Origin of the sequence: Citrobacter sp. KTE151 (genome assembly GCF_000398845.1) — a bacterium.
Taxonomy (GTDB): domain Bacteria; phylum Pseudomonadota; class Gammaproteobacteria; order Enterobacterales; family Enterobacteriaceae; genus Citrobacter; species Citrobacter braakii.
In genome coordinates, this window is sequence record NZ_KB976066.1 from 418,323 (window position 1) to 440,689 (window position 22,367).

Genomic DNA, 22,367 nt, shown 5'->3' on the forward strand with positions numbered 1-22,367 from the left:
AAGCGTAAAAAATATTCGCGGCCCGCTTATTTAACCTGTTCCTGAAGCCAGCGAATAAACGCCTCGATTTTCGGCCATTGTCTGCCAGGCAGGGTAGTGATGTAGTAGTGCTGATGGCATTTCAGCGCCATATCGCCAAAAGGCGCAACCAGCTCTCCGCTGTCGAGGCGTTTTTGCACCAGCCGCTTTCGGCCCATCGCCACGCCGATATGATTCATCGCCGCAATCACCGCCAAATCAGAACGATCGAAACCAATTCCCGACGATGTCGGCAGATTCACCGAAAAATGCTGCGCCCAACTGTGCCATTCATCGGTCCCGGAGTCGTTACTCCACGCCTGTCTGTCATGCAGCAACGTACAGTGCGGTAAATTCACCAGCGAACCGGTAAGGTCATGGCGGCGAGCGTAGTCCGGGCTGCATACCGGCAGGATCTCTTCATCCATCAGGAAGTGGTGCGTGAGCTGCGCGGAGGGCGCGTCGTCAAAATAGATGGCCAGATCGACCCCGGCACGCTGCAGATTGACGTTGTCGTTCCCGGTCAGCATGGTCAGCGAAATCGACGGATAGCGACGGGTAAAGTCGCCGAGCGCCGGAACCAGCCAGCACTGAGCGATAGAAGGCCGTGAGTAGACGGTGAGCGTCCCGGACAACTCCTGATTTTTAATATCAAGGATTTCCTGATTCAGCGTATCCAGCGATGATTTCAGCGCCCAGAACACCCGCTTGCCCTCGTGGGTGAGCTCCACTTTACGATGCGAACGAACAAACAGCTGAATACCCAGCTCATCTTCCAGCTGATTAATGCGATGGCTGACAGCGCTGGGGCTTAATGACAGCTCATCTGCCGCCAGCGCAAACGACTGGTGCCGGGCCGCCACTTCAAAGGTATACAGCTTTGACAACTGCCAGCCGTTGAGCAGCCGATTTCTGACCTCGCGTAAGGGATCCATGTTCACCTCCTGTCCTCCTGATTCATTCTCCGGAGTGTAAAAAAGTTCGCTGCAAAAATCAGCACAAAGATGAATCAAGGTGAACCATATCGCATAAACAAAGCGTAATTAGACGTAAATCACCTACTTGATGCAATCTGGCTCATGTGAAAGGGGATTTATATCGTTTGTCAGACTATGCCTTATTTTTGTCCAATAACCCTATATTAATCACAGGGCAAGGTGAGTTATGCACTCTCAAATCTGGGTTGTGAGCACGCTGCTGATAAGCATCGTGTTAATCGTTTTGACCATCGTGAAGTTCAAATTCCACCCGTTTCTGGCGCTGCTGTTAGCCAGCTTCTTCGTGGGTACGATGATGGGTATGGGGCCGCTGGATATGGTCAATGCCATTGAGAGTGGCATCGGCGGTACGCTGGGCTTCCTCGCCGCAGTTATCGGCCTTGGGACCATTCTTGGCAAAATGATGGAAGTGTCCGGCGCGGCCGAACGTATCGGCCTGACGCTACAGCGCTGTCGCTGGCTTTCCGCTGACGTCATTATGGTACTGGTCGGGCTGATTTGCGGGATCACGCTGTTTGTTGAAGTCGGCGTAGTGCTGTTGATTCCTCTGGCCTTTTCAATTGCCAAAAAAACCAATACCTCGCTACTGAAGCTGGCGATTCCGTTATGTACAGCGCTGATGGCGGTACACTGCGTCGTGCCGCCGCATCCAGCCGCCCTGTTCGTGGCGAACAAGCTGGGCGCGGACATTGGCACCGTGATTGTCTACGGCTTACTGGTGGGCTTAATGGCCTCGCTGATCGGCGGTCCGCTGTATCTGAAATTCCTCGGTAACCGTCTGCCGTTTAAACCGGTTCCGGCTGAGTTTTCCGACCTCAAGGTGCGCGACGAAAGTACGCTGCCATCGCTGGGCGCTACGCTGTTTACCGTACTGCTGCCGATTGGCCTGATGCTGGTAAAAACCGTCGCTGAGCTGAACATGGCGAAAGGCAGCACGGTTTATACGCTGTTGGAGTTTATTGGTAACCCGATCACCGCGATGTTTATTGCCGTTTTCGTGGCCTATTACATTCTCGGCCTGCGTCAGCACATTGGCATGGGTGCGCTGCTGACCCACACCGAAAACGGTTTTGGCTCCATTGCTAACATTTTGCTGATTATCGGCGCAGGCGGCGCATTCAACGCTATCCTCAAGAGCAGCGGACTGGCGGATACTCTCGCGCTGATCCTCTCGAACATGCATATGCACCCGATTCTGCTGGCTTGGCTGGTGGCGTTAATCCTGCATGCTGCGGTGGGCTCTGCCACGGTGGCAATGATGGGTGCGACGGCAATCGTGGCCCCGATGCTGCCGCTCTACCCCAACGTTAGCCCGGAGATCATCTCCATTGCCATCGGTTCCGGCGCGATTGGCTGCACGATCGTCACCGATTCCCTCTTCTGGCTGGTGAAGCAGTACTGCGGCGCCACCCTAAATGAGACGTTCAAATATTATACGACCGCGACATTTATCGCGTCCGTTATTGCACTGGTTTGCACATTCCTGCTTTCCTTTATTATCTAAGCGCAAAGAGACTGACTATGGAAAACATTCAAACACTTATCGCCCAGCATCCTTTAGTGGAAGATCTGGTCGCTCTCAAGGAGACGACCTGGTTTAACCCTGGCACTACCTCTCTTGCGGAAGGTTTACCGTATGTTGGCCTGACAGAGCACGATGTTCAGGATGCCCACGCTCGTCTGACGCGCTTCGCGCCGTATCTGGCGCAGGCATTCCCGGAAACCGCAGCCACCGGCGGCATTATCGAATCTGAACTGGCCGTGATCCCGGCGATGCAAAAGCGGCTGGAAAAAGAGTATGGGCAGCGCATCAACGGCGAAATTCTGCTGAAGAAAGACAGCCATCTACCGATTTCCGGCTCAATTAAAGCGCGTGGCGGTATTTATGAAGTGCTAACCCACGCGGAAAAACTGGCGCTGGAAGCCGGTCTGCTGACCACACAAGACGATTACAGCATTCTGCTTTCGCCTGAGTTTAAACAGTTCTTCAGTCAGTACAGCATCGCCGTAGGCTCCACTGGCAACCTTGGGATGTCGATCGGCATTATGAGCGCCCGTATCGGCTTTAAGGTGACGGTTCATATGTCTGCCGACGCTCGCGCATGGAAAAAAGCCAAACTGCGCAGCCACGGCGTGACGGTCGTGGAGTATGAAGAAGATTATGGCGTGGCGGTTGAGCAGGGCCGTAAGGCGGCACAGTCCGATCCGAACTGTTTCTTTATCGATGATGAAAATTCCCGCACGTTGTTTTTAGGTTATGCGGTCGCCGGCCAGCGTCTGAAGGCGCAGTTCGCGCAGCAGGGGCGCGTGGTGGATGCCGACCATCCGCTGTTTGTTTACCTGCCGTGCGGCGTCGGCGGTGGGCCTGGCGGGGTAGCGTTTGGCCTGAAGCTGGCATTCGGCGATAACGTGCACTGTTTCTTCGCAGAACCGACCCATTCACCGTGCATGCTGCTGGGGATTTATACCGGGCTGCACGATACGATTTCTGTGCAGGACATTGGCATCGATAACCTGACAGCGGCAGATGGGCTGGCGGTGGGCCGCGCGTCCGGCTTTGTTGGCCGGGCAATGGAACGTCTGCTCGACGGTCTGTACACCCTGGACGATCAGACTATGTACGACATGCTGGGCTGGCTGGCGCAGGAAGAAGGCATTCGCCTTGAGCCATCGGCGCTGGCCGGGATGGCCGGTCCGCAGCACGTTTGCGCTTCCGCTGACTATCAGCAAATGCACGGCTTCAGCGCGGAGCAGCTCAATAACGCCACCCACCTGGTGTGGGCGACCGGCGGTGGCATGGTGCCGGAAGCCGAAATGGCGCAGTATCTGGCCAAAGGACGTTAAACGCCGCTGAACTTAACGCAGCATCGCCATCAGTTCCATAGGTGAGCGATGTTGCTTCAGAAGGTCACGCATCACGCGCATATGCGGCGCGGTATGATTGAAGAAAGCGCTGTATCCGCCGCAAATCGCACTCTTTCCACTACTGTCGCGATGCTTTGGACAATCGCCATGGCAAAAGCGTAATAGCGAACACGCCTGGCATTCCGCGCTCAGCGTGGTTCTCTTGGACTGACCAAACGCCGCTGCCCACGGGCTGGCGTTGAGCTCACTCAACGACGTGCGATGAATATTACCCAGGCGAAAATCTGGGTGGACATAGTGATCGCACTGATACAAATCGCCATTCGCTTCCAGAGCAAAAGCATGTCCGCAGGTGGAGCTTAGCGAACACATCTGCGCCGGGTGTCCGCACCATACGCCCAGAGTTGAATCAAATAACTGGACGAATACGCGGCCAATATCCTCTCTGACCCAGATATCAAAGACGGTATTCAGGAAGGTTCCCCACGCCTGAGGCGGGACGGATTCGCCGGTAAGCTCGCCGTCTTCATCATATTCAACCAGCGGAATGAACTGCAAAAAAGGCGTGCCAAGCTGGCGAAGGTAGCGATACATCTGTCCTGGTCGCTGGCTGTTCAGAGAATTAACCACTACCAGCAGATTGAACTCCACCTGATGCTTACGGAGCCTGGCAATGGCGTCCACCACCTTATGGTGAGTCGGTTTTCCGCTGCGGTTAACACGATAAGCATCGTGCAACTCGGCGGGGCCATCCAACGAAATCCCCACCAGCCAGCCGTTATCGTGCAAAAACTGACACCATTCGTCGTTGAGCAAAATCCCGTTGGTCTGGAACGCGTTATGGATTTTCTTCCCTTCCCCGTACTGTTTTTGCAACGTCACTACGCGGCGAAAAAAGTCGATGCCACAGAGGGTTGGCTCTCCGCCCTGCCAGGCGAACATCACGTCAGCCCCCGGCTGTGCGGCGATATGCTGACAAATAAACGTCTCTAAGGTGGCGTCATCCATTTCGGGTTGAGTGGGTTTATCGATGTAAAAACAGTAACGACAATCCAGGTTACAACGAGAGCTGGCTGGTTTGGCCATGACCTGACATCCTGTCATGCTAAATTCCCGATAAACGCAATAAGTTGGCGGACATGCGTTACAGCAAACAGTATTGCGAGGGATAACACCGCGAGGGAGATCATAAATTTGTCACGCACCGCGCGAGATTCAGAAAAATCGCTATGCGTAACATCCATCAGATTACGGCTGCGGGTATAACGCCACAGAACGATTGCCACCAGCGCCAGCACCACAATTGAAACCCAAAACAGGAAGCCCGCCTGATGCCAGTTGTGCTTCAGCGCCAACGCCATTAGCGCGCCATAACCCAGAAGCGTACGAAACCAGGCCAGCGATGTTCGCTCCGGTTGTAACCCCGGATCGGCGATACGTCGCGACTTACGGCTATCCGGCATACAGCACCAGTCCCATGACAATCACCGCGACGATCAACAAAATCAGACTGATGATTAATAGGCTATGGGTATAGGGCAAATCCTCTTTCAGGCGCATCGCCCTCTCATTACGCAGCCAGCGCAGGTAGCCATAAATCGCCAGACCACCGGCAAACAGGCATAGCAACAGCGCCAAAAGCTCACGAATTACCGGCGTGGCAAAATCCGGTGCTAGTTGGTCGAGACCAACGCCCGCCGCCAGAAACCCCAGCGCGGTACGGATCCACGCCAGAAAGGTACGCTCATTTGCCAGTGAGAAGCGGTAATCCGGGGCTTCTCCAAGGCGGGAAATTTTCATCAGGACTCCTTTTTTACTTTCACAGTTCAGCTAAAACGCTGCTCACTTTCAGAATTGCGAACATGGTATTGCTGATACTCTTTATGCCATCCAGCACAAGGAGGTCTGATGGACATATTATCGCAAAACAAATGTAGCTCATTGGGAATGCTTTTTGGCGCCATTGCATTGATCCTTGGCATTTTTCATTTTTCTTTCGGCCCTTTTTCCGCCCCGCCTCCTACGCTTGAAAGCGTGGTATCAGAGAAGGTATCAGCCATTAAAAAAGGTATTCTTGCTGGACTGAAAGGCGAACAAGCGTCTACCGCAGTGGAAAAACCAGCAACAGATATCGATAAGATACTGGATAACAGCGGCATTGCTCTTGCCGTCATCGCGCTGGTATGTGCATTTATTGGCGGCATGCGCAAAGAAAATCGTTGGGGTATTTGTGGTGCGATGTGCTTTGGTGGCGGAACGCTCGCCTTTCACGCCCTGCTTTTTGGTATTGGAATTATCTGCGCCATCATCCTGCTTATTCTGATCTTCTCCTTTCTCGGCAACGTTTCACCGGTTTAGTTTGCATGCCAGATGGCGACGTTCATCTTACCCGGCCTACAGGTGATGCAGGCCGGATACTCGCTCTTTAACCCATCCCCCAAAAAATCACCGCCAGCAGTTGCGGCGTGATAATTCGCAGGAACATCACCAGCGGATAAACGGTCGCATACGAAAGCGCCGCCGCCCCGCTGGTGGCATGCAGGTTGTTAGCAAATGCCAGTGCAGGCGGATCGGTCATTGAGCCAGCCAGCATGCCGCACAGCGTGAGGTAGTTCATTTTGACGAAAATCCTCGCCAGCAGCCCCACGGTAATCAGCGGAATCGCGGTGATGAAAATACCGTAACCCACCCAGCTCAGGCCATCCCCCTGCGTCAGGGTATGAACAAAATCACCGCCTGACTTCAGACCAACCACTGCGAGAAACAGCACGATACCCAACTCTCGCAGCGCCAGGTTAGCGCTGGGGGGCATAAACCAATACAGCTTACCAATGCTGCCAATACGCCCCAGGATCAACGCCATAATCAGCGGCCCACCGGCCAACCCCAGTTTTAGCGCCACCGGGAACCCAGGAATGAACAGCGGGATTGAACCCAGCAGAACACCCAGCCCGATCCCGATAAATACCGGCAGCATCTGCACCTGCTGCAGTTTTTGCTGGGCGTTACCCACCACATTGGCAACAGCATCAATCGAGGAAGGTCGACCGACCAGATTGAGGATGTCGCCAAACTGCAGGCTGGCGTCGCTGCTGGCTACCAACTCAACCCCCGCACGGTTCAGACGGGAGATAACCACGTCGTAACGTTCTTTGAAATGCAGGTCGCGGATTCGTTTCCCCAGCACCTGTTCGTTGGTCACCACCACGCGCTCAACGCGTAAATCGGTGCCTCGCGTCGACAGCGATGTGTCCACCTCCTGCCCAATCACCACCTGCGCATTGTGCAGATCAGCAGGCTGACCAACCAGGTGTAGCAGGTCGCCCATCTGAATAATCGTCCCCGGCGACGGCACCATCAATGTTTCTTCACGTTTTAAACGTGAGCAGATGATTTTGTCGCTGTTCAGGATTGGGACATCCTGAATCGCCATATTGTTAAGGTTCGGGTTTTCCACACGGATATTCATCGTCTGAATCAGCGCGTGTCCGTTGGTCAGCGTGGATTCATGCTGATGGGCTTCGGCATCGACGTTAACGCGAAAAATTAGGCGCATCAGCCACATAGTGAGCAAAATACCGCAGATACCAAAAGGATAAGCCATGGCATAGCTCATCCCCATCTGATCCACCACATCAACAGGAGTACCCAGATCGCGCAGAATCTGCTGCCCCGCGCCTAACGCCGGAGTATTGGTGACCGCACCGGAAAAAATGCCCAGCACCACGGGAAGGGGAATGGCAAAAATCTTATGCAGGATCGCGGTGACCAGGCCACCCATGATAACAATCAGCACGGCAAACAGATTCAGCCGCAGGCCCGAAACGCGCAGTGACGCAAAAAAGCCCGGCCCCACCTGAATACCGATGGTGTAGACGAAAAGAATCAGGCCAAATTCCTGAATAAAATGCAGCATGTCGCCGCTCAGGGTCATCCCTGCCTGATCGACAAAATGCCCGACAATAATACCGCCGAACAGCACGCCTCCGATGCCAAAACCAACACCACGTATTTTTATGTTGCCGATCCATAATCCGACAACTGCCACCATTGCCAGAACGCTGACCGTCAATGCTATATCACTCATTTTCCTGTTCCCTGTGAATAACATTTTATTTAACGAAGATTATGACTGAACCGTTCAGGCATGAATGCAGAGTGGCGCACATTATCATGCTACAGAGCGCCCAGGAGCGCTTAAGAAGGGCGTTCTTTACTGTTTTTCTTCACGTCGATTTGAAATTGCTGAATGCTTTTTTCTGGCAATGGCAGCGCTTCCGGCATCCTGCCCTCCAGATCATAGTTTCATGTGGGCTGAGGCACAAAAAAGCCCCGTCATTTCTGGCGGGGCAAAGGCATGGAGCTATTTAACTGTCTAATGCGGGACGTTCGCTGATGGCGATACGTTGTGGAGCGATGGTTTCAGGTTCATTCCGGGTCAAATCGATATGCAGCAAGCCGTTAGTGAAGCTTGCGCCGGAGACTTCCATATTTTCAGCCAGCGTAAAGCTCAGGCTGAACGGCTGAGTGACCAGCCCCTGATGCAACCATTTGGTCTCTTTTTCCGGCTGCTGCGGCGTACCTTTCACGGTCAGGCGTGTGCCTTCCAGTTGAATATCCAGATCTTCCTGGCGGAAACCGGCTAACGCAAGGGTAATGCGGTAGTGGTTATCATCGCTCTTTTCGATGTTATAAGGCGGGAAGCTCTGGCTTTCGCCCGTGTTTTGCAAGGCATTGGCCAGTTTGTCAAAACCGATCCATTGACGCAGCAGTGGGGATAAATCGTAGTTACGCATAATAATCTCCTTCTAAGAAGCGAGTAAGTACCTTTTGGCTCCCTGACGGCAAGCCGATTGCTTAGCAGGGCCGCCTGAAGCGGCCCACAGAATTAGTTGATTTCGATGCGGCGCGGCTTATTCGCCTCGGGAATCACGCGTTCGAGATCGATATACAGCAGACCATTCACCAGGTTCGCGCCGCGAACATGAATGTTCTCCGCTAACTGGAACTTACGTTCGAAGTTGCGCTCGGCAATCCCCTGATACAGGTAAGTACGTTCTTTTTGATCGTCCGCATGGGCACCTTTCACCACCAGCAGATTGTCCTGGGCAGTAATTTCCAGTTCGCTTTCAGCAAAACCAGCAACGGCAATCGCAATTCGGTAATGGTTTTCGTCTACCAGCTCAACGTTATACGGAGGGTAGCCGCCATTGCTCTGGCCCTGATTGTTTTCCAGCAGGTTAAACAGGCGATCAAAACCAATAGCAGAACGGTACAGCGGGGATAAATCAAAGTTACGCATAATCAATAGCTCCTGAAATCAGCGAGAAAAATAGACCTTCCATCATGGACAGGTCAGGTAGCCAGGACACCCATCAGGCATGCCCTTCGTTTGTCTACACTCTAAAAATGGGTCTTAATACAAACTTTTCAAGCGTATTCATCTGACTTTTTTTGCAGTTTGTTGTCTATTGCTTACACTGGTGGGAGCAGTTGTTATCGTTAAATCGCGATAGCCGCCACAGTGTGACGAAATGGTGATGTTATTTTCGCAACGGATCGCTTTAACTCACCATGCAAACACAATAAATACAGATGAAAAAAATGATGATTAAAAAAATGTTGGTAACACTGACAATGTGCAGCGGGATGGCGTTTGTGAGCGGCTGTTCCAGCATTATGTCGCATACCGGAGGCAAAGAAGGGACGTATCCTGGCACGCGCGCCAGCGCCACAATGATTAGCGAAAGTGATACAAACTGGGGAACCAAGTCACTGGCGATTCTGGATATGCCGTTTACCGCAGTACTGGATACAGTATTACTTCCGTGGGATCTCTTTCGCAAAGATAACTCGGTGAGATCCCGTGTAGAAAAAAGCGAGGAGAGAACGCAGGCCGCGAACGCCGTTATCCCTCCGGCTGAAATGCCTGCTCCTTAAGTTAACGCCCAGTCTCTGTTACCCACATCTGGCGGAAACCCTCGACGTCTTCCATCCACGCAACCTGTCGACCATCAGGAGAGAAGATGATCGCATCGCCCGATGGTGGGTTGCCGTGACGGTCCGTTAGAAAATCAACCTCTCCCGTCTGAGCATCACAACAAGCAATTTTGTTATCCAGTACAAACCCCAGCCATTTCCCTGACGGATGCCAGTTGAATGCTGACTGAACATCCGTGGCGCAGCGGGTAAGCTGACGCGGTTCTCCTCCTTGTGGGGAAATCAGCCACAGTTGCACAATGCCGACGTCATCACGCATTAAAAACGCAATCTCAGATGCCTTTGGATTACTGCGCACCCAATGGCGCGGCTGATTTACCAGACCGGGAAAGGCGCGCGCATGAGTAAACGTCAGACGGCGTTGATAAATACCGAATGGCGGCGCAGGCATTGTCGCCTCAGTGCCCTCCAGCGGAGCGTCGCCCGGCTGTTTCCAGCCGCTTTCATCCTGTGGTAAATCAACAATAAATAACTCCGGCACTTTCTCGCCCGTGACTGATAACGTATCACCGATAAACGCCAGTCTGTTTTCCCCTACCCAGCCCTCTTCATAGGCGCGGTTAATCTCATCGCTACCCGGTTTAGGCGTGGGTGTCGTCTGGGTTACCAGCACGCACCAATGGCTCCCGCTGTACTCACGGGGATGCTGCGCGGAGACCGTCACCGGACCATAGGGCGCTGCCACACCAACATTGCGTAGATCCAGCGCCGGTGAGCGCTCATGCAGCACATGGTCGTTATAGGTGAAACTGATAAACTCGCCGCTCGGGCTAAATACATGCACATGACTCCCGCCGCGCAGCGCGCCCGGCGTATATGGGGCGGTAATATCCATCGCATCCAGATTCTCCACTTTTGCCTGCGTAGCTATCACCCCACGCCGATGATGGAAGTCGTAATGCCATGTTTCATCAGGATTTTCAGGCCCATGAATAAACACATATTTTTCCAACTTTGGATGAACGGTCACCACGCCAACGTGCGATCCCTGCATGGCCCGATAAATCACCTCCAGCTCGCCAGTATGAATATTGACGCGCTCAATTGTGTCGCCGGTAAAAGAGGCACTGGAAGGGCGCACATCAAAGACCAGCCACTGGCTGTCCGGTGTCCAGGTATTGATATTGGTAAGCTGATGATTACGCGGCGTAAAGGTGATTTGCTTCATGGAATGCCCTGATACAAGACGATTTCAGCAATCATACTTCACAAGCACTTCACTTTCAGGCTTTAGCGTATCGCCATCTTCATTTTTGCGGACAGAAAGATGGAACATTTTGACGTAGCCATTATCGGGTTAGGCCCGGCAGGCGCAGCGCTGGCGCGGCAGTTGAGTGGAAAAATGCGTGTGATCGCGTTGGATAAAAAACACCAGTGTGGCAACGAAGGTTTCACCAAACCCTGCGGCGGTCTGTTAGCCCCGGATGCCCAGCGTTCGTTTATCCGCGACGGGATAACCTTACCCGTTGATGTCATCGCTAACCCACAAATATTTAGCGTTAAAACGGTTGATGTTGCAGCCTCTTTGACGCGTAACTATCAGCGCAGCTACATTAATATCAACCGCCATGCTTTTGATTTATGGCTTAAATCTCTCATTCCTGATGATGTACAGGTGTACCACGACAGCCTGTGTCGGAAAATCTGGCGCGAGGGCGATAAATGGCATGTTATCTTCCGCGCCGACGGTTGGGAGCAGCAGATCACCGCGCGTTATCTGGTGGGAGCCGACGGCGCGAACTCACTGGTACGCCGTCATCTCTATCCCCGGCACCAGATCCGTAAATATGTTGCTATTCAACAATGGTTTGCGGAAAAGCATCCCGTCCCGTTCTATTCCTGCATTTTTGATAACGACGCAACCGACTGTTATTCCTGGAGTATCAGCAAAGATGGCTATTTTATCTTTGGCGGTGCCTACTCGATGAAGGACGGTCAGGCGCGCTTTGACGCGCTGAAAGCGAAGATGGAAGCGTTCCAATTTCAGTTCGGCAAACCGGTGAAAAGTGAAAAATGTACGGTGCTGTTTCCTTCACGCTGGAAAGACTTCGTCTGTGGCAAGGACAACGCATTTTTGATTGGCGAAGCGGCCGGTTTTATCAGCGCCAGCTCACTGGAGGGGATTAGCTATGCGCTGGACAGCGCGGAGGCACTCAAATCTGTATTGTTGCGGGATGCACCAGATATGAATCACGCTTACCGCAAAGCCACCCGCAAGTTACGTCTCAAACTGTTTGGCAAAATCCTGAAAAGTCGGGCCCTGACGTCGGCGTTTTCCCGCAAATGGATAATGCGCAGCGGCGTGGCGCATATTCCTCAAGGTGACCACTCAGTATCACAAATAATTGCTGAAACAGGGCAAATGCGCCAAGGCATTTGCCCATAACATCTTATTTCAGCGCAAACTTCTCAATGGCATACGCGACGCCATCTTCAAGGTTAGATTTCGTCACAAAGTTGGCGATTTCTTTGACTGACCCAATAGCGTTGTCCATGGCAACGCCCACGCCTGCGTATTCAATCATCGCGATGTCGTTTTCCTGATCGCCAATCGCCATCACCTCTTCGGCTTTTATACCCAACGCATCGGCCAGCGATTTCACGCCAGTCCCTTTATTGACGCGTTTATCGAGGATTTCGAGGAAATACGGTGCACTTTTCAGCACGGTGTACTTCTCTTTTACTTCCGCAGGTATGCGCGAGATAGCTTTATCGAGGATCTCCGGCTCGTCAATCATCATCACTTTCAGGAACTGGGTTGCGGGATCCATTTTCTCGGCTTCACAGAACACCAGCGGAATCGTCGCAACAAACGATTCATGTACCGTGTAGTAGCTGATATCACGGTTCGCGGTATACAGGGTGTTGCGATCGAGTGCGTGGAAATGCGAGCCAACGTCCCGGGAGAGCTGCTCCAGATAACGATAATCATCATAGCTCAGCGCGGTTTGCGCGACAGTACTGCCATCCCCTGCTTTCTGCACTAGCGCACCATTGTAGGTAATGCAGTAGTCACCGGGTTCTTCCATATGCAATTCTTTCAGATAGCTGTGGACGCCGGCATACGGGCGCCCCGTGGTCAGCACCACATTTACGCCACGCGCGCGCGCTGCGGCAATCGCCGTTTTGACCGCGGGTGAAATGGTGTGATCGGGCAGCAGAAGTGTGCCATCCATGTCGATAGCAATAAGTTTGATAGCCATGAGTTCCCCGGATTAAATGAGTCCGTCCTCATGCTAACGCGATTCCGCTCAAAAAACAGCTACGAAAAGGGGGATAGAAAGGGGAATCGAGATTCCCCTTTTGCAGGACGGTTGTAGACCTGGGTGCAAGTTAGATATCGATGTTCGCCGCTTTCAGGGCGTTTTCTTCGATAAACGCGCGACGCGGTTCAACGGCATCGCCCATCAGCGTAGTGAACAGCTGGTCGGCGGCAATCGCATCCTTCACGGTAACGCGCAGCATACGACGGCTTTCCGGATCCATGGTGGTTTCCCACAACTGATCCGGGTTCATCTCGCCCAGACCTTTATAACGCTGGATAGCGAGGCCGCGACGTGACTCTTTCTGCAGCCATTCCAGCGCCTGCTCAAAGCTGGCAACCGGCTGGCGGCGCTCGCCACGTTCGATAAACGCATCGTCTTCGATCAGCCCGCGCAGCTTCTCACCGAGCGTACAAATACGACGGTATTCGCCACCGGTCACAAACTCGTGGTCCAGAATATAGTCGGTATCCACACCGTGAGTACGGACGCGCACAATCGGCTCAAACAGGTTCTGCTCTGCGTTGTGGTGGATATCAAACTTCCACAGGCTGCCGTGCTGTTCTTTTTCGTTCAGCTCGGTAATCAGCGTATTAACCCAGCGGGTAACGGTCTGCTCGTTCGCCAAATCAGCTTCCGGCAGCGTCGGTTGATAAACCAGTTCTTTCAGCAGCGCTTTCGGGTAACGACGTTCCATACGGCCAATCATTTTCTGCGTCGCGTTGTATTCAGAAACCAGTTTTTCTAACGACTCACCTGAAAGAGCAGGTGCGCTGGCATTAGTGTGTAGCGTTGCGCCATCCAGAGCGATAGAAATTTGGTACTGATCCATCGCTTCGTCATCTTTAATGTACTGTTCCTGCTTGCCTTTTTTCACTTTGTACAGCGGTGGCTGTGCAATGTAAACGTGGCCGCGTTCCACGATTTCCGGCATCTGACGATAGAAGAAGGTCAACAGCAGAGTACGAATATGCGAGCCGTCGACGTCCGCATCGGTCATGATGATGATGCTGTGATAACGCAGTTTGTCCGGGTTGTACTCGTCACGACCAATGCCACAGCCGAGCGCGGTGATCAGCGTCGCCACTTCCTGAGAAGAGAGCATTTTATCAAAGCGCGCTTTCTCGACGTTGAGGATTTTACCCTTCAGCGGCAGAATCGCCTGGTTTTTACGGTTACGGCCCTGCTTCGCAGAACCGCCCGCGGAGTCCCCTTCCACAAGGTACAGTTCGGACAGCGCCGGGTCGCGTTCCTGACAGTCCGCCAGCTTGCCCGGCAGACCCGCTAAGTCCAGCGCGCCTTTACGACGGGTCATTTCACGCGCGCGACGTGCCGCTTCACGGGCACGTGCAGCATCAATAATTTTGCCAACGACGATTTTCGCGTCAGACGGGTTTTCCAGCAGGTATTCGCTCAGCAGTTCGTTCATCTGCTGTTCTACCGCCGATTTCACCTCAGAGGAGACCAGCTTGTCTTTGGTCTGTGAGGAGAACTTCGGATCCGGTACTTTCACGGAAACAACGGCAATCAAGCCTTCACGGGCATCATCACCGGTGGCGCTGACTTTGGCTTTTTTGCTGTAGCCTTCTTTGTCCATGTAGGCGTTCAGGGTACGGGTCATCGCCGCACGGAAGCCTGCAAGGTGAGTACCGCCGTCACGCTGCGGAATGTTGTTGGTGAAGCAGTAGATGTTTTCCTGGAAACCATCGTTCCACTGCAGCGCAACTTCAACGCCGATACCGTCTTTTTCGGTGGAGAAGTAGAAGATATTCGGGTGGATCGGCGTTTTGTTTTTGTTGAGGTATTCAACAAACGCCTTGATGCCGCCTTCGTAGTGGAAATGGTCTTCTTTACCATCGCGCTTGTCGCGCAGACGGATAGAGACGCCGGAGTTCAGGAACGACAGCTCGCGCAGACGCTTAGCCAGAATCTCGTATTCAAACTCAACGACGTTGGTAAAGGTTTCGTGGCTTGGCCAGAAACGTACCTGAGTACCCGTCGCTTCTGTTTCGCCGGTTACCGCCAGCGGCGCCTGCGGCACACCGTGCACGTAAGTTTGCTGATGCACTTTGCCTTCACGACGAATCACCAGCTCCAGTTTCTGTGACAGGGCGTTTACTACGGACACACCTACGCCGTGCAGACCACCGGAAACTTTATAGGAGTTATCATCGAATTTACCGCCTGCGTGCAGAACGGTCATGATAACTTCCGCCGCCGAAACGCCCTCTTCCGGGTGAATACCGGTTGGGATACCACGGCCATCATCGGTAACGGACACGGAGTTGTCAGCGTGAATCGTTACAACGATATCTTTACAGTGACCCGCGAGCGCTTCGTCGATAGCGTTATCTACCACCTCGAATACCATGTGGTGCAGACCGGTGCCGTCATCCGTGTCGCCGATATACATACCCGGGCGCTTACGCACCGCATCCAGTCCTTTCAGGACTTTGATACTGGAGGAGTCATAAGAATTCGACATCAACGTTTCTCGCTCATTTAAACTTGGGTTAATCCGTTATTTTACCCTTTTCCACGGTGAACATCTTCGAATTTTTGTCCGACATGTCCAGAACGTGTTCAGCGCTGATTGCGCTGACAAAGACCTGAGATTGCGTCGCTTTTAAGCGGCTGGCTAACAGCCCACGACGGGCATCATCAAGTTCAGAGGCAAAATCATCTATCAGGTAGAGACACCGCCGCCCACTTTCGCGGGTGAGGAACTCCCCTTGCGCCAGACGTAAGGCGCACATCAGCAGCTTTAGCTGCCCACGCGACAACGTGTCTTCCACCGGCGCACCGTCAGCGCGAATGCGAAAATCCGCTTTGTGCGGACCGTGCGCGGTGTAGGTCAACATGCGATCGCGTTCAAAACTGCGTTCCAGCACTTCGGCATAATCGGTCTCTTTCTCCCAGCCGCGCTGGAATGAGAAGGAGAGAGAAAACTCGGGTAGAAACTGCTGACAGGTATCCGCCATATCCTGCGCGATACCGGCGCTGTACTCCGCGCGCCAGGTGCTGATTTGTTCCGCCAGCGGGATCAGTTCTTTATCCCACGGACGCAGTTGCTCATAACGACTCACCTGGCGCAGGGCTGCGTTGCGCTGCTTGAGCAGTCGCTTCAGATTGCTCCAGGCGGTGAAAAATCCGGCTTCGTTGTGAAAGCATCCCCAGTCAAGGAATGCTCTTCTGTATTTGGGGCCGCCATTGAGTAAAGTAAACCCCTCTGGCGTGATCAGCTGCATCGGCATCAGGTGCGCCAGTTCCGCGACCTTGTGCCCGTCAGTGCCGTCAATGCGCACTTTGCTGTCGCCCAGTTTGTCTTTCGTCAGGCCAATCGATGTCTCACGCTCTTCCCCCTGCAAACGCCCGTGTAAAACAAACGACTCCTGCTCGTGGCGAATTACGCGGCCAATCTGCAAACTGCGAAACGCCCGACCGTGGCCGAGCGTATAGATGGCTTCCAGCACGCTGGTTTTGCCGCTGCCGTTCGCGCCAACCAGGAAGTTAAAGCCAGGGGATAAAGCGAGATCCGCGCTTTCGATATTGCGAAAGTCGCGGATCAACAGACGGGTGAGCGACATTACAGTCTCATTGGCATAACAACATAAGCCGCGCTCTGGCTGGCAGCATCTTCAATCTGTACGCTCGATACGGAATCGGTCAGCAGAATACGAACGTTCTCGCACTTCAGCGCGTTCAGTACGTCCAGTACGTAGCTAACGTTAAAACCGATTTCCAGTTCAGTGCCAGGATAGGAGACATCCAGAATTTCTTCCGCTTCTTCCTGCTCCGGGTTGTTGGCGGTAATTTTCAGCTGGTTTTCACTGACATACAGACGCACGCCGCGGAATTTCTCGTTAGAGAGGATCGCCGCACGAGCAAATGCCTGTTTGAGGATATCGCAACCGGCTTCCAGATGTTTGTCCGGATTCTTCGGCAATACGCGGCGATAATCCGGGAAACGGCCATCAACCAGCTTGGAGGTAAAGATGAAGTCACCCACGTGCGCACGAATGTTGTTGCTGCCAATCTGCACGCGCAGCGGGTTGTCGCCGCCGTCGAGCATACGCATCAGTTCAATCACGCCTTTACGCGGAACGATCACCGAATGGCTGGGTAACTGCTGACCGACAGGCATTGAACAGACCGCCAGGCGGTGACCGTCGGTCGCCACGGTACGCAGCTCTTCCCCTTCGGTTTCAAACAGCATGCCGTTTAAGTAGTAACGCACGTCCTGATGCGCCATCGAAAACTGCGTGGCTTCAATCAGGCGCTTCATCGTGGCCTGCGGCAGCGTGAATTCGACTTCGCTCTGCCAGTCGTCCAGATTCGGGAAGTCGGCGGCAGGCAGCGTAGACAGCGAGAAACGGCTGCGGCCAGAACGCACCAGCATGCGATCGCCTTCCAGTTGAACGGCAATTTCCGCGCCTTCCGGCAACCCACGGCAAATATCGAAGAATTTACGCGCCGGAACGGTGGTCGCACCAGGTTCATGAGGCTGGATCAGCGCCACGCGCGCCACCATCTCCATTTCGAGATCGGTACCGGTCAGAGAAAGCGCACCGTCAGCAACCTGCAGCAGCAGATTTCCGAGAATAGGCAGTGTAGGACGTCCACCCAGCGGGCCGCTGACCTGCTGAAGCGGTTTTAATAAATGTTCACGTTCAACGGTAAATTTCATAGCGTCACGAAGATAATGTTCTGATTAAATTGGAGAAATCTTCTTTAATATCATGGCTTTCTTCACGCAACTGCTCAATCTTGCGACAGGCATGAAGCACGGTAGTATGGTCACGCCCACCAAACGCGTCGCCAATTTCCGGCAGACTGTGGTTAGTGAGCTCTTTTGCCAGCGCCATCGCCATCTGGCGCGGACGAGCTACCGAGCGAGATCGACGCTTAGAAAGCAGATCCGCAATTTTGATTTTGTAATACTCCGCCACCGTCTTCTGAATATTGTCGATGGTGACCAGCTTTTCCTGCAAAGCCAGCAGATCGCGCAACGCTTCGCGCACGAAATCGATGGTAATCGCCCGGCCGGTAAAATTAGCGTTGGCGATCACACGGTTCAGTGCGCCTTCCAGCTCACGTACGTTAGAGCGTAGACGCTTGGCAATAAAGAACGCCACTTCACCCGGCAGACGAATGTCGTTTTCGTCGGCTTTTTTCATCAGGATCGCGACGCGCGTTTCCAGCTCAGGCGGCTCGATCGCAACAGTCAGTCCCCAGCCGAAGCGGGATTTCAGACGATCTTCAACGCCGTTGATCTCTTTCGGATAGCGATCCGAAGTCAGGATGATCTGCTGATTGCCTTCCAGCAGGGCGTTAAAGGTGTGGAAAAACTCTTCCTGCGATCGTTCTTTATTCGCGAAGAATTGGATATCGTCAATCAGCAGCGCATCCACGGAACGGTAGTAGCGTTTAAACTCTTCGATCGCGTTGTTTTGCAGGGCCTTAACCATGTCCTGCACAAAACGTTCGGAGTGCATATACACCACTTTCGCGTTTGGCTTACGCGCCATAATACCGTTACCGACAGCGTGCAGAAGGTGGGTTTTACCCAGACCCGTACCGCCATAAAGGAATAACGGATTGTAGGCGCCGCCAGGATTGTCCGCCACCTGCCGTGCCGCCGCGCGCGCCAGTTGGTTAGATTTACCTTCAACGAAGTTATCAAACGTGTGTTTGACGTTGACGTTAGAACGATAGGTAGGTTCTGCCGGTGCCGGGACGTTATCCCAGCCTGAGCGCGCCGCCGGAGCGGCACGTTGCGGTTGCACTTGCTGAGCCACGTAAGCGGGTGCAACAACGTTGTTCACCGGCGTTTTCAGCGTTTGCGTGACGGGTTTAGTACCGACTTCAAAGCGCAGCTGCGGGGCATCCGCACCACAGAAGTTATTGAGTAATCCATTAATATTATTAAGGTATTTATCCCTTACCCAATCAAGCACGAAACGGTTTGGCGCATACAAAGCCAGCGTGTTATCGCTCAGTTCCGCCTGCAACGGGCGTATCCACATACTGAACTCTGTGGCTGGTAACTCATCCTGCAATCGGGCAAGACACTGCTGCCAAAGCGAAAGTGACACGGCGGACTCCACTCGAACAAAAGTCGATAAATGACAAAGGCTGAAACATTCATGATTGTTGACGCACATCGACAAGACCCTATGCAAAGGGTGACGTGCGAATTGCTATCTGCAATTTTTACCCGATCAGGATCCATTGAAACGATCAGGACCGCGGATCATAGCGTAAACTGAGAAAGAGATCTTCTGTTTCTCACAGATTCTTCCCGATTTATCCACAGGATGATCCAGAATCGGCTAAGTGTAAACGATCCTGGAGAAGTGCTGCAGGTTTTAGCGCGCATATTGAAAAAATTAATGAGTAAAGATGCTTTACTGCTTAAACGATCTAATAAAGATCCCGAGCGATCCTTGCGCTTTATCCGCCAGCCCGTATAATTCTTACCCCCAGCGAGTAACGGTCGCCTTACGGCGTCAACGCTGCCTGTTTTATACGCGAAACCATGCGGAAAAAAGCGGGAAATAAGGAAAGAGAATTGACTCCGGAGTGTACAATTATTACAATCCGGCCTCTTTAATCACCCACACTGTGGCGTAAGTCGTTCGAAATTCGTTCGGGTATACGCAAAAGTCAGTGAATTTATTCAAGTTTAGGTAGAAATCGCCATGAAACGCACTTTTCAACCGTCTGTACTGAAGCGCAACCGTTCTCACGGCTTCCGTGCTCGTATGGCTAATAAAAATGGTCGTCAGGTTCTGGCACGTCGTCGTGCTAAAGGCCGTTCTCGTCTGACCGTTTCTAAGTAATAAAAGCTAGCCCCTGAGTGGTTAAGCTCGCATTTCCCAGGGAGTTACGTTTGTTAACTCCCACTCATTTCACATTCGTCTTCCAGCAGCCACAACGGGCTGGCACGCCGCAAATCACCATCCTCGGCCGCCTGAATTCGCTGGGGCATCCCCGTATCGGTCTTACCGTCGCCAAGAAAAACGTTAAACGCGCGCATGAACGCAATCGGATTAAACGTCTGACACGTGAAAGCTTTCGTTTACGTCAGCACGAACTTCCAGCAATGGATTTCGTGGTGGTGGCGAAAAAAGGGGTTGCTGACCTCGATAACCGTGCTCTCTCGGAAGCGTTGGAAAAATTATGGCGTCGCCATTGTCGCCTGGCTCGCGGGTCCTGATAGCCCTTATTCGGGTCTATCAACGCCTGATCAGTCCGCTGCTTGGGCCGCATTGCCGTTTCACTCCAACCTGTTCGAGCTACGGAATTGAGGCATTGCGCAGGTTTGGAGTGATAAAAGGCAGTTGGTTGACGGTGAAACGCGTATTAAAATGCCACCCTTTACACCCTGGTGGTGACGATCCCGTCCCGCCCGGACCATTTGATACCAGAGAACACTAACGATGGATTCGCAACGCAATCTTTTAGTCATCGCTTTGCTGTTCGTGTCTTTCATGATCTGGCAAGCCTGGGAGCAGGATAAAAACCCGCAACCTCAGGCCCAACAGACCACGCAGACAACGACCACCGCAGCGGGTAGCGCCGCAGACCAGGGCGTACCGGCCAGTGGCCAGGGGAAACTGATTACGGTTAAAACTGACGTGCTTGATCTGACCATCAACACCCGTGGTGGTGATGTGGAACAGGCTTCACTGCCAGCTTACCCGAAAGAACTCGGTTCTACCGAACCGTTCCAGTTACTGGAAACCACGCCACAGTTCATCTACCAGGCACAGAGTGGCCTGACAGGTCGTGACGGCCCGGATAACCCGGCTAACGGCCCGCGTCCGCTGTACAACGTCGAAAAAGACGCGTTTGTACTGGCTGACGGTCAGAACGAACTGCAGATCCCGATGATCTATACTGACGCAGCGGGTAACACATTCACTAAAACGTTTGTACTCAAGCGCGGTGAATATGCTGTCAACGTTAACTACAGCGTGCAGAACGCCGGCGAAAAACCGCTGGAAGTCTCCACCTTTGGTCAGCTGAAGCAATCCATCAATCTGCCATCTCATCGCGACACCGGTAGCAGCAACTTTGCGCTGCATACCTTCCGTGGCGCGGCGTACTCCACGCCGGATGAGAAGTATGAGAAATACAAATTCGACACCATTGCTGAAAACGAAAACCTGAACGTCAATGCTAAAGACGGCTGGGTCGCAATGCTGCAACAGTATTTCGCAACGGCATGGGTTCCGCGTAACGACGGCACCAACAACTTCTATACCGCTAACCTGGGTAACGGCATTGCCGCTATCGGCTATAAATCACAGCCGGTACTGGTTCAGCCTGGCCAGACTGGCGCGATGACCAGCACCCTGTGGGTCGGCCCGGAAATTCAGGATAAAATGGCGGCAGTTGCACCGCACCTGGATCTGACCGTGGATTACGGCTGGTTGTGGTTCATCTCTCAGCCGCTGTTCAAACTGCTGAAGTGGATCCATAGCTTCCTGGGTAACTGGGGCTTCTCCATCATCGTTATCACCTTTATCGTTCGTGGCATCATGTACCCGCTGACTAAAGCGCAGTACACCTCCATGGCGAAGATGCGTATGCTGCAGCCGAAGATTCAGGCTATGCGTGAGCGTCTGGGCGATGACAAACAGCGTCAGAGCCAGGAAATGATGGCCCTGTACAAAGCTGAGAAGGTTAACCCGCTGGGCGGCTGCTTCCCGCTGATCATCCAGATGCCAATCTTCCTGGCGTTGTACTACATGCTGATGGGCTCCATTGAACTGCGTCATGCGCCGTTCGCTCTGTGGATCCATGACCTGTCTGCACAGGACCCGTACTACATCCTGCCGATCCTGATGGGCGTGACGATGTTCTTCATTCAGAAGATGTCTCCGACCACCGTGACCGACCCGATGCAGCAGAAGATCATGACCTTCATGCCGGTCATCTTCACCGTGTTCTTCCTGTGGTTCCCATCAGGTCTGGTGCTGTACTATATCGTCAGCAACCTGGTAACCATTATTCAGCAGCAGCTGATTTACCGTGGTCTGGAGAAACGTGGCCTGCATAGCCGCGAGAAGAAAAACTCCTGATACTAGTCGCAGGGGCGTTGGCTGAATTTGCTTGCCGCCTTCCTGCACTTGAATTATTTCGAGTATTCACGGTAAAGTTAATGCCAGAGAAGGCGGTCATTAGACCGCCTTTTTTACATTTACAAGAGAGCTAT

Annotated in this window: 22 protein-coding genes, 1 pseudogene and 1 other annotated feature; of the genes and pseudogenes, 9 read left to right on the forward strand and 14 right to left on the reverse strand. The window is 53.0% G+C overall.

The annotated features are described in order from the left end of the window. Positions 1-26: 26 nt before the first annotated feature. Positions 27-953 carry a DNA-binding transcriptional regulator DsdC gene (dsdC, locus tag WC7_RS02370; protein WP_016155054.1) on the reverse strand — a complete coding sequence of 309 codons (927 nt, stop codon included), beginning with the start codon at positions 951-953 and terminating at the stop codon, positions 27-29. 229 nt (positions 954-1,182) lie between these two features. On the opposite strand from dsdC, the gene dsdX reads away from it, so the two are divergent. Further along, entirely contained in the window at positions 1,183-2,520 is a 1,338-nt protein-coding gene (gene dsdX / locus WC7_RS02365) for a D-serine transporter DsdX (RefSeq protein ID WP_016155055.1), read from the forward strand. Between the two features lie 17 nt (positions 2,521-2,537). Beyond that, positions 2,538-3,860, forward strand: a complete 1,323-nt coding sequence (gene dsdA, locus WC7_RS02360) for a D-serine ammonia-lyase (protein ID WP_016155056.1) — start codon at positions 2,538-2,540, stop codon at positions 3,858-3,860. A 12-nt stretch (positions 3,861-3,872) separates the two neighbouring features. On the opposite strand, the gene WC7_RS02355 is transcribed toward dsdA, so the two are convergent. From WC7_RS02355 to WC7_RS02345, 3 genes are read right to left on the reverse strand one after another with little or no spacing between them, the layout of a single operon-like run. Then, positions 3,873-4,985: an anaerobic sulfatase maturase gene (locus WC7_RS02355; protein ID WP_161623139.1), complete on the reverse strand. Its 1,113-nt coding sequence runs from the start codon at positions 4,983-4,985 to the stop codon at positions 3,873-3,875. Continuing rightward, positions 4,982-5,344: a DUF202 domain-containing protein gene (locus WC7_RS02350; RefSeq protein ID WP_016155058.1), complete on the reverse strand. Its 363-nt coding sequence runs from the start codon at positions 5,342-5,344 to the stop codon at positions 4,982-4,984. The genes WC7_RS02355 and WC7_RS02350 overlap by 4 nt, the downstream gene beginning before the upstream one ends. Beyond that, positions 5,334-5,681 (reverse strand): YidH family protein, encoded by a 348-nt coding sequence (locus WC7_RS02345; protein WP_016155059.1) that lies wholly within the window; start codon positions 5,679-5,681, stop codon positions 5,334-5,336. Before WC7_RS02345 ends, WC7_RS02350 begins: the two co-directional genes overlap by 11 nt. 108 nt (positions 5,682-5,789) lie before the next feature. Here WC7_RS02345 and WC7_RS02340 point away from each other — a divergent pair, with 108 nt between their 5' ends. Continuing rightward, positions 5,790-6,239 (forward strand): hypothetical protein, encoded by a 450-nt coding sequence (locus WC7_RS02340; RefSeq protein ID WP_016155060.1) that lies wholly within the window; start codon positions 5,790-5,792, stop codon positions 6,237-6,239. Between the two features lie 67 nt (positions 6,240-6,306). Here the strand turns inward: WC7_RS02340 and WC7_RS02335 are convergent, their stop codons facing one another. The 4 genes and pseudogenes from WC7_RS02335 to ibpA all read right to left on the reverse strand — a co-directional run bounded on the left by WC7_RS02335 (position 6,307) and on the right by ibpA (position 9,183). Then, positions 6,307-7,968 (reverse strand): putative transporter, encoded by a 1,662-nt coding sequence (locus WC7_RS02335; RefSeq protein ID WP_016155061.1) that lies wholly within the window; start codon positions 7,966-7,968, stop codon positions 6,307-6,309. Between the two features lie 110 nt (positions 7,969-8,078). Further along, positions 8,079-8,180 (reverse strand): annotated as a pseudogene (locus tag WC7_RS27380) (DNA damage-inducible protein D); the annotation flags it as partial. Between the two features lie 68 nt (positions 8,181-8,248). Next, positions 8,249-8,677, reverse strand: a complete 429-nt coding sequence (ibpB, locus tag WC7_RS02330) for a small heat shock chaperone IbpB (protein ID WP_003827096.1) — start codon at positions 8,675-8,677, stop codon at positions 8,249-8,251. A 92-nt stretch (positions 8,678-8,769) separates the two neighbouring features. After that, positions 8,770-9,183, reverse strand: a complete 414-nt coding sequence (gene ibpA, locus WC7_RS02325) for a small heat shock chaperone IbpA (protein WP_003023882.1) — start codon at positions 9,181-9,183, stop codon at positions 8,770-8,772. After that, positions 9,177-9,249 (reverse strand) — a sequence feature (ROSE (Repression Of Heat Shock gene Expression) occurs in the 5'-region of heat shock genes and acts as an RNA thermometer to modulate expression.). Its footprint overlaps the gene before it by 7 nt. 236 nt (positions 9,250-9,485) lie before the next feature. Here ibpA and WC7_RS02320 point away from each other — a divergent pair. Next, positions 9,486-9,821 carry a YceK/YidQ family lipoprotein gene (locus tag WC7_RS02320; protein WP_016155062.1) on the forward strand — a complete coding sequence of 112 codons (336 nt, stop codon included), beginning with the start codon at positions 9,486-9,488 and terminating at the stop codon, positions 9,819-9,821. A 1-nt stretch (position 9,822) separates the two neighbouring features. Here the strand turns inward: WC7_RS02320 and WC7_RS02315 are convergent, their stop codons facing one another. Beyond that, a complete protein-coding gene (locus WC7_RS02315) occupies positions 9,823-11,049 on the reverse strand; it encodes a YidR family protein (protein WP_016155063.1) in 1,227 nt (408 codons plus the stop codon). 99 nt (positions 11,050-11,148) lie between these two features. Between WC7_RS02315 and cbrA the strand changes: the two genes are divergently transcribed. Further along, positions 11,149-12,267, forward strand: coding sequence for a colicin M resistance lipid reductase CbrA (cbrA, locus tag WC7_RS02310; protein WP_016155064.1), 1,119 nt, complete (start codon positions 11,149-11,151; stop codon positions 12,265-12,267). A 4-nt stretch (positions 12,268-12,271) separates the two neighbouring features. On the opposite strand, the gene yidA is transcribed toward cbrA, so the two are convergent. From yidA to dnaA, 5 genes are all read right to left on the reverse strand, one after another. Beyond that, positions 12,272-13,084, reverse strand: a complete 813-nt coding sequence (gene yidA / locus WC7_RS02305; protein ID WP_016155065.1) for a sugar-phosphatase — start codon at positions 13,082-13,084, stop codon at positions 12,272-12,274. 130 nt (positions 13,085-13,214) lie between these two features. Continuing rightward, positions 13,215-15,629, reverse strand: a complete 2,415-nt coding sequence (gene gyrB / locus WC7_RS02300; RefSeq protein WP_016155066.1) for a DNA topoisomerase (ATP-hydrolyzing) subunit B — start codon at positions 15,627-15,629, stop codon at positions 13,215-13,217. 28 nt (positions 15,630-15,657) lie between these two features. After that, positions 15,658-16,731, reverse strand: a complete 1,074-nt coding sequence (recF, locus tag WC7_RS02295) for a DNA replication/repair protein RecF (protein ID WP_016155067.1) — start codon at positions 16,729-16,731, stop codon at positions 15,658-15,660. Then, positions 16,731-17,831, reverse strand: a complete 1,101-nt coding sequence (gene dnaN / locus WC7_RS02290; protein ID WP_016155068.1) for a DNA polymerase III subunit beta — start codon at positions 17,829-17,831, stop codon at positions 16,731-16,733. The genes recF and dnaN overlap by 1 nt, the downstream gene beginning before the upstream one ends. A 4-nt stretch (positions 17,832-17,835) precedes the next feature. Then, positions 17,836-19,239: a chromosomal replication initiator protein DnaA gene (dnaA, locus tag WC7_RS02285; protein WP_016155069.1), complete on the reverse strand. Its 1,404-nt coding sequence runs from the start codon at positions 19,237-19,239 to the stop codon at positions 17,836-17,838. A gap of 606 nt (positions 19,240-19,845) precedes the next feature. On the opposite strand from dnaA, the gene rpmH reads away from it, so the two are divergent. From rpmH to yidC, 4 genes are read left to right on the forward strand one after another with little or no spacing between them, the layout of a single operon-like run. Beyond that, positions 19,846-19,986 carry a 50S ribosomal protein L34 gene (gene rpmH, locus WC7_RS02280; protein ID WP_003023858.1) on the forward strand — a complete coding sequence of 47 codons (141 nt, stop codon included), beginning with the start codon at positions 19,846-19,848 and terminating at the stop codon, positions 19,984-19,986. 17 nt (positions 19,987-20,003) lie between these two features. After that, entirely contained in the window at positions 20,004-20,363 is a 360-nt protein-coding gene (gene rnpA, locus WC7_RS02275; RefSeq protein WP_003844432.1) for a ribonuclease P protein component, read from the forward strand. Further along, positions 20,327-20,584 (forward strand): membrane protein insertion efficiency factor YidD, encoded by a 258-nt coding sequence (gene yidD / locus WC7_RS26150; RefSeq protein ID WP_003023846.1) that lies wholly within the window; start codon positions 20,327-20,329, stop codon positions 20,582-20,584. The genes rnpA and yidD overlap by 37 nt, the downstream gene beginning before the upstream one ends. A 2-nt stretch (positions 20,585-20,586) precedes the next feature. Next, complete coding sequence (gene yidC / locus WC7_RS02270) at positions 20,587-22,233, forward strand: membrane protein insertase YidC (RefSeq protein WP_016155070.1); 1,647 nt, start codon at positions 20,587-20,589, stop codon at positions 22,231-22,233. The last annotated feature ends 134 nt before the right edge of the window (positions 22,234-22,367 follow it).